Genomic DNA, 12,563 nt, shown 5'->3' with positions numbered 1-12,563 from the left:
CGAGTCGTGCGCCATGGGAACAGCATCGGCTGACGCTCCCCGGTAGCGTAGGCGGCATTTTCCTACAGTTCCCGAATCCACGTAGTCAGGCCGCCAGGCGATGCTCGTAATAGGGCCTGTTGCGGTCTTCCAGAATGGCATCGAGTGCCGGCAGGTTCTTGGGATCTGGGTGCAACCACGCGTCGACGTTCTCGCGGCGGATCGGCACTATGCAACGGTCGTGACCGGCAGCGCTCACTTCGAACGGTGGCTCGTCGGTGATTGCGGCGAACGAGTAGAGGTCAGCTTCGCCCTCCTCCCCCTTTGTAAAGGACCACAGGCAGGCCACCAGCATGTCCTGCTGCGGCTCCGGGCGGAATTCCAATACCACGTTCTCCTCGACCTCGCCCGGCGCTAGCTCGCGATGCTCCATCCGATGCCGAGCTACGTTTTCGTAGAAGGCATTGACGATCACGACGCCGTGCTTGTAGCCATAGAGCTGGCGCCAGGCCTTCTTGAGGTTGTCGCGGCGCGCATTGTAAGTCCCCGGCTTCTGTCGTTCCATCGCCGCAGTCCAACCAGGCAGGCGGCACTGATAGCGCATCGGAATGACGGTGAGCAGGCCATCCTCAACGACGAGCACGGGCGCGTAGTAACCCGGAAATATCCGCGAATCGCGAGGCAGTAATTCGGTGCGCTGTAGATCCGCCAGGTTGCGCTGCGCCCTTGCGATCTTGTCCGTGGCGATGCGGTGGTCGTTCTCCGCCTTCTTCGTTGGCTTGGTGGCCAGCGTGCGCTTGGCAGCCGTCAGACGCGTCTTCTGCTGGAACAGCTCTGCCTCAAAGAGTCCGGCCTGCTCACGTTCGGCCGTGGCGATCAGGTCCGCAATGACACGCTCACCCTCGTTGGTCGGGGCCTCGAATGCGGCGCGCATGGCCTTGGGCAGCTTCGACCAGCCCCCATCGCGTCGCTTTTCCCAGAAAAGATCCACAAAGCGCTCGAGGCTGATGTGCGCACCGAACTCTCGCACGTACCTGCGATAGCTGGCCTGGATTTGGGCGGAATAGCACATCAGTCTTCTCCTGACGAAGGATCCTTCTTGGGACTCGTTGACGGCGTCTGATCGCTGGATCGCTGGCGTGCCGCCTGAAAGTCGGCTACGTAACGGATCGCTTGTACGCACTGTTCATGGCTCAATGCATGAATACTTGGTGTCGACAAATTGAAATTAAGCTTGCTCGCCAGCCACTTGATTGCCTTGCCGCGCGCCTCGAATGGGTTCACGCCATCACGGCGCATCTTTGCGGCCACCAAGGGCTCTAGCGCGTCATGCAAGCGCTTCTTCGCGTCGCGCAGTTCTGCATTCGCAAGTCGACCGAGCGGTATGTTCTGACGGCTGCGAGGACGCGCGCCGATCCAGGCCTGGCATGGCACACAGATCCAAACGGGACCGTGATCCTCAAGGTAGGGATATGCGGAGTCGCCCGTCTGGGCGAACCGGGCAACGTTGCCGCAGTATTCGCAGACGTGCTGTACTGGTGCAGGTATGGGGCGTCCAACGCGCATTGCTGCCGTTTGATGAAGAAGGGCTGGTACCAATATTACCGAGATTCACACTCGGATTCATACGGCCGACTTCGAACTGCAAGTCTGATTGAAAAGGGAAATTGCGGACGAGTGGCACAGCGCGCCAGAGTTGGCGGCCATCTTTGCGGACTGGGCAGGGCAGCGTGCGGTACAGCGCCGGGCGCGCCGCTAATACCTTCGTAAAGACTTAAAGGTTTAGAGTAGAACCCAATCATCGACACGTGTCCGCCTCATACGTGCCCGCGGTTGCGTGAACTCACCGCAACGGTCGTCGGCGCCTCGGCCAGGGGCACAAAATGTCGTGTCGCGCCGTCAAGCGCATCGATATTGCCCGTCTCGATGTCATAGACCCAGCCGTGCAGATTCAGGCGGCCCTGTTCGAGCGCGAGTGCCACAGACGGATGGGTGCGTAGGTTCGCCAGCTGCGCGATCACGTTTTCACGTACGAGTCCGTCGAGCTTGGCACGCGGCGTATCGAACTGATGCGCCGCGTTGATCGCCTTTGCAGCGTCGGAATGACGCAGCCAGTTGGCCACGGCCGGCAGATGGTCGAGACAGGTGCAGCGTGAGATGGCGCCCATCGCGCCACAGTCGGAGTGGCCGCAGATGACGATGTCGTGCACACCCAGCACTGCCATCGCATATTCGACGGTGGCCGACACGCCGCCGGGTTCTGGACCGTACGATGGCACGATGTTGCCTGCGTTGCGGATGACGAACAGTTCGCCCGGCTCACGCTGTGTGAGCAGCTTGGGCACAACGCGGCTGTCCGAGCAGGTCACGAACAGTGCCTTTGGGTTTTGCGCCGTCGCGAGCTGCTTGAAGAGCTCAACGCGCTGCGGAAAGACTTCGCGCTGAAAGCGCAGGAAGCCGTCGATGATGTCGCGCATGGCGTCCTCCCTGGTTCAAATGGAGGCTGGCACGACTGCCCGAGACGCCGCCATGCCGGTGTGGCCGCCATTATTGCCGATCTCGGGCGTTGGCCGAACCTCGGCCCACAGCGAGTGGGGCGATTTCGGGCCGGTGCCGAAAGGGATCGTCCTCACTCGGGCCAAACGGTATCCGACCCGCGCTCCCGCGTGCCGGTCTGCCTGGCCACGAATACCGGCCCGCGTTGCGCCGGGCCGCCACACCCTCGCGCCAGGCGGCGCTCGCCCCGGTTACTGGCATGAGTTGCTACGTGACAACCGCCAAACATCCAAAAAAGTCAGACGACGAGAAAAGTGATGGGGTAAAATCTGATAAGAATTATCTACTTACGTAGACTTTGTCGCTGCATTCAACACATATTTTCGTCTTTTTTGGGGATGAAATATTCTATCGGTTCTACGCCGAAGATGTAATTGTGTGTCTTTTTCGGGAGCGACCGCAGCCGTTGTCATGCTGCCTATGTCTCCGCTGGCGTGTGAGCGCCGCCTACCCGCCCCTACCTCCCTTGAGCTTGCAGGCAAACGGCGAAAGCCTTGGTTCTGCGCTCTTGTCTCAGAGCTCCTAGTAATCGCCTGCAGTTCATGGAGTTCATTCCGCTCCACTCCACACATTGTCCCCGCAACCGAAAGTATTTTTTTGGGGAAAGTCCTTGGGTTTAAATGCGAATTTTGCGATTTTCTGATAATAAAAAATATTAAAATTATGCGCACTATGCAACCAGTTTCATAGGGTTACTGATACCGTTATCTACTCACAAAATTTTCTACCATATATTCTCCAAGACTCGCCGTTGTGACTCATCATGTATCACGCCGCAGACCAGCACAGATTGAGCCCGGCTGAATTTGTTAGAAATCCAAATCGCGGCCACGCGTCGGTCTATTTTTTTGATTCCCCAAAAAATGATCGTCGCTTTGGCATTTTCGGCGTGGTTGCATTTTCGCATTTATTGCTAGCCGAAGGAAATCCTGAAATACTGTCGTATCTTCCATCCAGGCCACCAAAAGAAAAATCTGAAAAAAAATACAAACAAACAGTTGATGTTTTATATCAGTCTGGCAAGACGGAGTGTTGGCACTTCAATCACTCTAGGAACGGGGAACCCACGCGACACAAGAATAGGATAACCAAGACCGAAGGCGAAATCCGAATGGCGCAATGGCTGCCCCATAATTGGATGTTGCTATGTTCCTATCGAACACGCGTTAGAGGAGCTATAGACCCGAATCCCAGGGCCCTCCCAGGATTAATTAGCGCCAGAAGTAGCTTCACGCTCCAGGAGGTTCTCGCACTAGAAGATTGTGATCCCGCACACTTACTTGCTAGTGTGGCGCGCTACTTGGCAAACGGGAAACTTAAAACCGAACTTCGTACTAGCGCATTTCACCGACGTTCCCTTCTAGAACGGGTTGAATAATGGGCGGGGGCGCGCGGAGATCGTTGATTCAACAATATCACGGTGAGCTTGTCGACTGGCCCCATCCCGATATCACCGTTCTTGACGATGCGACTCGTCGAACGTTTCTGAATCGAAAGCTTGCCGTTGAGTTATATGCTGCCGATATTCCCTACGGTGAGATTCAAGAACAGACAAAATTCTCGCCAAACGAAGTGAGGCGCTTGCTCCGACGATGCGTGGCATCAGCAGGGGAGGGGTGTATTGTAGGATTTTATGCGTTGCTTCCGAGTTTTCGCATTAAGCCTTACTTCAGAACGAAACCCATTATTGCGAAGCATCCATTGGCCGATCAACGCTCTAGTGGTTACGCTGGCGCGCTGGCGCAGTTATTCGAAAAGTTTCCTGATGTCAAGAAAGATTTAATACAAAAATTCTTTCTGCAGCCGGATAAACAAAAGAAGTCAAAAAATAGCCGTTCGCCGCAGTTAGGGCCGCAGCCTTATATTGAAATACATGGCGAGTTTCTTTCTGAATTACGGACAAAAGGGGTTGGAGAGAATGAATGGCCCTTCCTGACGGAAGACAAGGGTAGACGATCCCTTTTGCGCTTCCTTCATTCTTTGAAGAATGAAAGATCAGAGCGTGCGGTAAAAGCCAGAATGGGTGCTGAGGCGACTAACAATCTAGGACATGGTATGGGTCCTAATGCTCTCATATCGCCACTTCTCCCGTTTGCAGTCGTAGAGCTTGATTACACAGTTATTGATATTCCCACTCATGTTAGGGTGATTGATCCCAACGGTACAGGGCATTTGATACCTATATCTCGTTGGTATCTAGGGTTGCTGGTCGAGGTAAAAACAAGCGCAATTTTGGGCGCACATATCTCTCTGGAAGTTAACCCGAGCGCCGATTGTGCGTTGCAGACGATGTTGAGCAGTGTGCCTGTCGTGTTAGACGCACGGAATTCTGGTGACGTTCGCATTGAGGTACGTAGCACCAATATGGATTTTGTTGCACGCGGCCCCACCTTGATATGCTCGTTGATACCGCAGTTGGCAGGGCAAGCATTCAGTTTGCTTAGGGTGGATAACGGTTGGTGCAATATTGCAAATGATTTTGTAAATAACGTTATTGATGTATTTGGTTGTGCCATTGAGTTCGGCCCCCCACGTGCCTGGTGGGGAAGGTCGTTAGTCGAAAGGATCATTGGGGTTTCAAAAGAACGCGGAGAGCATCGCCTGAAGGCCACATACGCGTCGGGCCCCGACGATGTTCGCCGGCCCCCCGATGTCGAACAGCTCGGTTTAAATGACGGAATCGACCTTGATTTTGTGGTCGATATGTTGAATGCCGTTGTCCGTGAACATAATACTATCTCAACCGGTGATCGACTTAATGGTGCAACTGTAATTAATGTTCTGCAAAGATTCGTAGATAAGCATGAGCTTCTATGGGTTCCACAGCCTCTACCAAGATCTATCAATTCAAATGATCGACTCCTTATGCACCGACGAAAGGTGGAGGTTAGGGGAGAATGGGGCGTCCATACGCGTAGGCCGTACATTAATACGGCATACTGCCGATATACAAATCCTCGTATCGCTTCTGATTTTTCTATGATAGGAAGAAAAGTGTTTGTCTACATCAATCGTCTCGATGCGAGAGAGGCATGGGCAAGTGACGCGGAAACTGGCGAGAATTTGGGCAAGCTATACGGTGAGGAAAAATGGGAAAACTGGCGATGTGCATTGCGGGTCAGAGAACTGGTAGGCGCAAAAGCAAAGGGACGGCCCCGAGGCCGGAGCCCCGATATTTATGCTAGATCCGGAAAAGTAGATTATGAGTTTGTAACGAGCGAAAATAGCGGCGAAAATATCGGAAAAAAAACTGCGCTTGCGATAGCGAAAGTAGCTCGGGATAGCTTTACTGGTTCGAAATCAGCATCCCTAAAGCCGGCCGAAGAAGATAACCACAATAATAATGTTGGGAGTGATAACGATCTGCTTCCAAATATAAATCCGCGCGGAATATTCAAGCTGGATTCGGGGAATAAGAAATGATTGCGTGCGATCGTGGAGAAAGAAATGGATGAGGGTCATCTTCGAGCATTAATGCTGCAGCACCCGATTATATCCAAGAAGAGCAGAGCGGAATCACCATTATGGACACTCCCGATATCGAATTTTTATGACAACGCCAGAACTTTATTGTTTCTCAGGCAAAGTTTTTTCATAGAAGAGATCGCTGGCGAGGGAAAAACCATCATGATGAATGTCCTTCGTGAGCGGTTACCAAGAGATCTCAGCGAAATTCACGTACTCTCTTATAGAGGCTTAAATAGGGAAATATTTTCTCATGGTGGATTTGTGAGGGATTTGCTTTATACGGTTAATCATGCTGCTCTTGATGGAAATTCATACGAATTAAGTCGGAGATTGATTAATGACATTGTGGCTTCTGCACTGGAGACTAATTGGAAGCTAATTGTGATGCTGGTTGACGAAGCGCAGGCCCTTCGTCCTATAGATTTCGGTTTTATCAAAGATCTGCATAATGAATTAGAAGAGGTGAGGATTGATTTCGTCGTGATTTGTTGTGGCGAGTCTCCAAAAATTCGTGAATTATTCAGAACCTTATCCAGTGAGCAGCAAATAGGCTGCCTGGATCGGTATTTTAGGCATCGGCTGAGACTCAGCGGATATGGATTGGAAGAGCTGCAAGATCTGCTTGAGGTGATCGACGTGAAAAGATGGCCGACGGATTTTGGACCAACATGGACAGAATTTTGTTTTCCACTCGGATATGCCTCTGGCTTTCGCCTAGCTAATCAAGCCAGTTTATTTTGGCAGGCAATGAAGGAGGTACATCTTATAAGAGACGATAAAATATCAGAACCAAGTCAAAATGGAAAATTGCTTTCGAGGCGTATTTTCGATGCTCTTGGGTTTTTAGCGTTTAAGGGTATGGATAAAGATTGCCCAAACTTCGAGTTTCCAAAGGAAGATTGGCAGAGTGCCGCTAAGTTTGCAGCTAAATCGGCCTGGGATGAAAAACCGGATGCCACGGATAGACCAGACTGCTCTCAAGCTTAGGCATGAAAGACGCTCACTGGTGCGGTGGTGGATTAGATTCGATACCAAATGAGTCTTCATTCGGGTATTTTCATCGGTTGTGTTGGCTGAATGCAGTTGGCATGCAAGCCGCAATGAGGTTACTCGATGCTCCGAATTTTCCCACGCGCACGCAGACTTTTTTCGGCAAGCTGAAACGAATCCGCCATGTCATAGAGCGAGTTAACTTCAATAGTACTAGGTTTCCAGAGGAGCGTTCGCTGGTGGCTGGGGAGGTTTCAAATTTGTTGGGCGCCATTTTTACTAGTCGCCTTAGATTTTGTCCCGTTTGTTTGGAGTCCGGATATCACTCGATCTGGTTTCAGTGTAGCAAGTTAGCGCGATGCCCGATTCACAATGTTGATATACATGATCGTTGCATGAAGTGTAGTAGCCTTCTCTCCGATATAGGTATTTTGGAAAACTTCAGAGAGGCGCTTCATTGTCCGGTATGTCACTGTGCATTATCGGGGGCGCCCCTTAGTCCAGGAGTTTTTGTCGAAAGCTACCTCCACGAACATCGAACCCACGTAAAAATATATCGACAAGCATTCTCTACGTTGAATGAGTGGGTAGAGGATGTCTCCGCTCGCGGTGACAGTTGGATCGCCTACTCCAACGTCGAAATATGGGCCGCGGATGCGGAATGTGCCTTTGCGATTGCATGTGCGCTGGCAAAGCCTCCGGAGATATTGGAACGGCCATCATGCAACGGCGTAGCCCTGTTCTGGCAACGACATTTGGCGGGAAATATGTCATTCGTGCCTTTGTTTACTATTAGACGGCGCGAAGACGAGCTTATACGCGTTGTCTATTGCTGCACTTTGCGGCTTCTGCGTTCTTATGCTGCGGGTATTGCGAGCTCCGGGAGGGTTCCGCTGAAGCAATTTGTCGTCTTCAGGAAGGGCGACGGAATACAAGTCAGCACAGGGGATGCACGAGTACAGGCCTACCTGCTGCTACGCTATTTTGTGGAACAACCTGCCAATAGTGTTATCGCGCTTGATTCAGCAGTAGAACAGGTGTCGCCAAGTAGAGATTTGGGATGGTTTCTCTCCAGGGACGAGAACTCGAGAGCATCGACCCGAGCAGGAATTCTATTGGCGTATGCGACAATGCATCGTGCGATTCGAGAAGCAGCGACCTCCGGATTTGTGAAATGGGATCGTCTGATCGAACTGGTACAAGGTGTCGTCATGGCCCATCAATACTCGGAGACTGTCGAGCGGGGAGTCGTAGTATTCCGGATGCCCGTGGGAATGCCTTTGGCTCCGTTTCGGCCTTTGCCGAATCTTCCCCGCATTTCTGCGTAAGAAATCTGAAATCGGGCATCGCACGGTGGTGGTCGGAGTCATGCGCCAACTCGCCAGCAGCGAAAGCACCTTGAAAGCGGGAAAGCCAGCACGCCCCTTATGATCCCGAGAGGGCGTGGTCGGACCTTCAACGGGCCGATATTTGAGGCTGTGTGGCCGAAGGAAGCACAGTTTAGACGTCCGGCCGTTTCTCATGAACTCGCCGGGCTTTGCGTCAGTGCCGCTGCAGCGTTTCGAGCTTCCTTGGCGGGTATCCGCCATCACTTTGTTTTCGTTGGAGGCAGGCTGGAACGAAAACTAGTTCCGGAGGTAGCGAATGTCACCCGATCGGCAGCGATGTCTTGCCTCGAACTGTTATGGATTCTGTGCGGGCCAGCTTCTCCAGGGCATACCGACCAGTAGGCCGAGTGCCCGATCAACTCTCGGCAACTGACCCAACGTTGGACATTGATCGGCGCTTTCAATGGCTGGAACGCCGCCGCACGCTCCAATACGAGTGATTCTAAGAAAGCTGACGGTACATGCGACGTGAGCCACTCCGCGTACGCGCTGGTTGCGCTAGCGTAATTCGTATTGTGCAGAGCCGGTCCAACCCTGTGCATGGGAGCACGTGCGATACAACTTGTTGCCTCGGATTTCATATTGAGGAACTGCGCTCCAGCTGTCTGCATGCGACACGGTACGGTACACCTTATCGCCACGGATCTCATACTGAGGCAGGCCAGTTCAACCGCTAACATGGGACACCGCCCGGTAGACCTTGTTGTCGCGAATCTCGTATTGCGGGAGGCCAGTCCAGCCATCGACGTGGCTCACCGTTCGGTAGCTTTTTGCCATCACTTTCGCCAGATATGTCCCACACCAAAGCCACATCGGCCCAGTCATTCGGCAATGCCTGACGCGCGTGCTAGGTCGGGAGCGTCAGGGAGGCTTGATAGCCGCCGCCAAACGCGCCCTCGAAGTCATACTCATACAAGGTTGTTCGTCCCATACCCGGCTGACGCTGGCCCAGGAAGAACGTAAAGGCGTTGGGCGCCGCAATAAAAATATGCATTGGAGGTTTCACGTCCTTCCGCTCCATATTGATGCGCTGAACCAAGGCTTCGGCGAGTTCGAAAGCGTGCCTGCCGCTTGCGACCGACTGCGCTCCCGATCCGCACGACGGTTTCGCGACTAATAGCTTGCTGACGCCAGGCAAGGCGGTGGCAATATAGCCGCGCACCGCGTCGGGAATATCGTGGGTGAGCGCAACAGCCACGGCCATCTCTCCTGACTCTGACGTCAAGTCTTCCACTTCAAAGTTCCACGTCGGCCAGTCTGGATTGGTGAAAGTGTCCGTCGCGCTCCAGCTTTGCCGGTCGATCGTACGCTGCTCGATTTCCACGTGCCGTCCAGACTTGATGTTGACGACGGACCCAGCGGCAAACGCCAGCGTCAAGTGGGCGTCTAGCGCCAGGAGTAACGGTTGCGGTTCGCGCGCCGCGTCAATGAGAAAGCGCTTGAGCGCGGGGTACAGGTTGCCGGTCCAATCTTGCTGGTCGCGAATGGCCCGATCGTTGAAATACGGTATCAAGTCCAGGACGGTGCTGCATCGTTCCTCTAGTCGGTCGAACGCGTGCTCGAACGACTTGACACCCACTAGTGTCCTTGGAGAGTTCCTTTTCGCAAACAGATTCTCGCGCTGGCAGGCGTCCCGAAAGGTGTCCCGCGTGAACTCGAGGCGACCCTGGGCGAGCCATTGGAAGACGATGTCGTCATACCGGAAGCTACTCTCGTTCAGCGGTATGCGAAGCAGTCCCCGGTTCTCGAAGTGCATGTCCAACAGTTCGCGGAGGTCATCCAGCGATGTGGAGTCGGTGTCGAGCGAAAGCGTGCGGGCCAGTAGACGCAATTCGGCATCGTCGATGCCCAGATGTTCCCGCCACAGTTTCCGGATCCGGCCTGTCGCCGACGCATCGGTCTTCGTGCCAAACAACTGCTCCAGGCGAATGGCTTTGTGACGCTGATGGATAAGGGGTCGGAGCGGGTCGGTCTGCGCGATCCGCCAGTTGGTTAGCAATTTGAATCGGACCCCGATCCCGTCTTTCGCGTGGGCGTGCTGAGCATTTCGGGCCCGCTGAAGAAAGGAAAAACGATTGGCGTTGATCCACTCGGGATCTATGAGGTCGCTATGTCCGAAGTCGCTTACCGAAACGTGCCACTTGCATTGCGTGTACTCCCGCAGGATTGGTTTTCCTTCTGGGTCATTTGGTGCACGGCTGGGGTCATATTCCACCCATACGTCGTCGAAGCCTTTGGGACCGGATTCGAAACCCACGCGAATGACGGGGCTGTTAGGGTCAAGCAGGCAAACGGCCTTGCGCCAGAAAATCCGGGCCTGGAAGTTGTCGCCGTCCCGACGCACAGGCGCTTTAGTTATCGGCAGTCGATAGCTGACGCGCGGCGGGACATGCATCCGCATCGATGCCGTAGCCCAGCAAATGCAGGGCCGCGGCATGGATCGACGCGTGTTCGTTCGATATAGCTCCCGCGAAGCTTCCATAATTGCGAACTTACGATAATTTCGATTATGGAAGGGCTTCCATAATCGAAAGGCATGGCTCTTCGCAGACACCGTGGCCGGCGCCAAGGCAAGCGCCATGATCTATAGCCTGATGCTGACGTGCCGGGCCTGTGACGTCGAGCCATATGCCTATCTGCTCCACGTGCTCACAGAGTTGCCACAGCGAACGCCAGACGCCGACATCAGCGACCTGTTGCCGTTCAGCTTCGCCCCGCCGAAAGCCGCCCCGCCGCATCCTGCCTGAATACGCTCGTCGCACTCAAGGTGTGCCGAAACTGGCGCTTACGATGGGCAAGCCCTTTCGATGCCGGGCGCCATAGTTGACCAACGTAGACGCGTTGCTCCGCAGGTACCCGCAGACCTTATCTAGATTCCACCACAGCGTACTGAATTCATACCCCGCTCTGGTCAGGAGCTGCGCGTCCAATGCCTTGATGCGCTCCAACGCTTTGCGGCCCTTGCCATGCCACGCGAGCCACTTGGCGTGCGTGATTTCGGTCTCTATCGACTCTCGTTCCAGTGAATCGATAACCTTACTGCCGAACACGGAACGCTGCGCCGCTTTGAACTTCATAGCGATGTGGAACCAATCGAGAATCCTGCCGCGTGCGAGCTGACTGCCCCGGATGGTCTTCTCAAATTCACCGGCGTCGTCGCTGATCACGGTAACGCGCTCGTCGGTCGCCACACCGTTTCGAGTGAGAAATTGATCCAGCCGCGCTACTGCCGAGGTAACTTCCCGGTGCACATAGGCATAGAACTTTGGCGGCCTGTCGGTGAACGTCGCTCGTCCAGCGATGAGGTTGACATGTCGGCCAAGGCCCCTCACCGAGTCGCAATGCCGCAACCACGCCGAGTCAACGCTCACGGTCGCGACATGGCTGGATTCGCGAACCTGGACGCCTCCGTCGAAAGGGGGCAGCTTCGCAATATCACGCTCGATGTCAGCGTCGAGTTGCTTTCCGATAGCACGAATCCGATTTCGAGTGCCGCTGAACGAAATGCCCTTGTCCAGAGGCAGTATTTCCTTCAGCATCGCCGTGGCCTGCCGATATGGCAGATGGCTTGCCCACTTCGCCTGGAGGTATTCCAGCTCTGGCGTGGCGCGATTAGTCAGCGCTTTAGACAAGGGATGGATCACGGATCGTGGCGTCGGCACAGTCCGTTGGCAAGCACACGACCACAGCCTCGGACTGTTCACCATCACCTTGCCATACACCGTGCGCACCACCGTCGAGCGCTGGTCCTTGTGGCTCAAAGCCGCCCCGCAACTCCTGCAATGAGTCTGGCCCGAAAGCCATCCCGCGACTTGTTTCGAAACCAGCTCGGTCTGAACCTTGGCCAACAGCGAGCGGCCCTCCGCGAGGGTCAGGCCCAGATCCGCAAGACTACCGTCACGGCGCTCGATCACTGCCAAAACGCCCTCACCGGCATGGCCAATATCGCTGCCCTCGTCCGCCAACCTGGCTTCGATGATCAACCGCATGGCTTGCTCCCACCGTTGCGATACCGATCAGCCTAGTTCACATACAACCGGCGCGGTGCCTAAGCGGCACTTTCTTGGTGTCCTCCCCAACCTTTGCACGCTCTCCAACGGATAGCGAGAAGATGTTGTTCGAGCGTGAGAAACGCAAATACAATGCGATGCATAGGCCAGTCTGTTCTGGTTGTCGTGTGGC

At 54.3% G+C, this 12,563-nt stretch carries 8 protein-coding genes and 1 pseudogene; 4 read left to right on the top strand and 5 right to left on the bottom strand.

Going from position 1 to position 12,563, the window contains the following annotated elements:
* Positions 1 to 85: 85 nt before the first annotated feature.
* From ACIGJB_RS30965 to ACIGJB_RS30955, 3 genes are all read right to left on the bottom strand, one after another.
* Positions 86 to 1,051, bottom strand: coding sequence for an SOS response-associated peptidase family protein (locus ACIGJB_RS30965; RefSeq protein WP_483735134.1), 966 nt, complete (start codon positions 1,049 to 1,051; stop codon positions 86 to 88).
* On the bottom strand, positions 1,051 to 1,545 hold the full coding sequence (locus tag ACIGJB_RS30960) for a zinc-finger-containing protein (protein ID WP_483735133.1): 495 nt from the start codon (positions 1,543 to 1,545) through the stop codon (positions 1,051 to 1,053). Before ACIGJB_RS30960 ends, ACIGJB_RS30965 begins: the two co-directional genes overlap by 1 nt.
* A gap of 251 nt (positions 1,546 to 1,796) precedes the next feature.
* Complete coding sequence (locus tag ACIGJB_RS30955; RefSeq protein ID WP_483735132.1) at positions 1,797 to 2,456, bottom strand: carbonic anhydrase; 660 nt, start codon at positions 2,454 to 2,456, stop codon at positions 1,797 to 1,799.
* 1,480 nt (positions 2,457 to 3,936) lie between these two features.
* Here ACIGJB_RS30955 and ACIGJB_RS30950 point away from each other — a divergent pair.
* From ACIGJB_RS30950 to ACIGJB_RS30940, 3 genes are all read left to right on the top strand, one after another.
* On the top strand, positions 3,937 to 5,958 hold the full coding sequence (locus ACIGJB_RS30950) for a hypothetical protein (RefSeq protein ID WP_124684261.1): 2,022 nt from the start codon (positions 3,937 to 3,939) through the stop codon (positions 5,956 to 5,958).
* Positions 5,959 to 5,982: 24 nt separating this feature from the next.
* On the top strand, positions 5,983 to 6,990 hold the full coding sequence (locus tag ACIGJB_RS30945) for an ATP-binding protein (RefSeq protein ID WP_124684262.1): 1,008 nt from the start codon (positions 5,983 to 5,985) through the stop codon (positions 6,988 to 6,990).
* A 578-nt stretch (positions 6,991 to 7,568) separates the two neighbouring features.
* Positions 7,569 to 8,321, top strand: coding sequence for a hypothetical protein (locus ACIGJB_RS30940; RefSeq protein WP_137924358.1), 753 nt, complete (start codon positions 7,569 to 7,571; stop codon positions 8,319 to 8,321).
* Between the two features lie 907 nt (positions 8,322 to 9,228).
* Here ACIGJB_RS30940 and ACIGJB_RS30935 read toward each other — a convergent pair.
* Positions 9,229 to 10,962: an SAVED domain-containing protein gene (locus ACIGJB_RS30935; RefSeq protein WP_224039289.1), complete on the bottom strand. Its 1,734-nt coding sequence runs from the start codon at positions 10,960 to 10,962 to the stop codon at positions 9,229 to 9,231.
* On the opposite strand from ACIGJB_RS30935, the pseudogene ACIGJB_RS30930 reads away from it, so the two are divergent.
* Positions 10,910 to 11,128 (top strand): annotated as a pseudogene (locus ACIGJB_RS30930) (transposase domain-containing protein); the annotation flags it as partial. The gene ACIGJB_RS30935 and the pseudogene ACIGJB_RS30930 overlap by 53 nt on opposite strands.
* Positions 11,129 to 11,143: 15 nt before the next feature.
* Here ACIGJB_RS30930 and ACIGJB_RS30925 read toward each other — a convergent pair.
* On the bottom strand, positions 11,144 to 12,370 hold the full coding sequence (locus tag ACIGJB_RS30925) for a hypothetical protein (protein ID WP_043355374.1): 1,227 nt from the start codon (positions 12,368 to 12,370) through the stop codon (positions 11,144 to 11,146).
* Positions 12,371 to 12,563: the final 193 nt, after the last annotated feature.

This window comes from Cupriavidus sp. C2SS-8b (assembly GCF_057073745.1).
The sequence above is the reverse complement of the archived record's forward strand: the minus strand, read 5'-3'. Positions and strand labels throughout refer to the sequence as shown.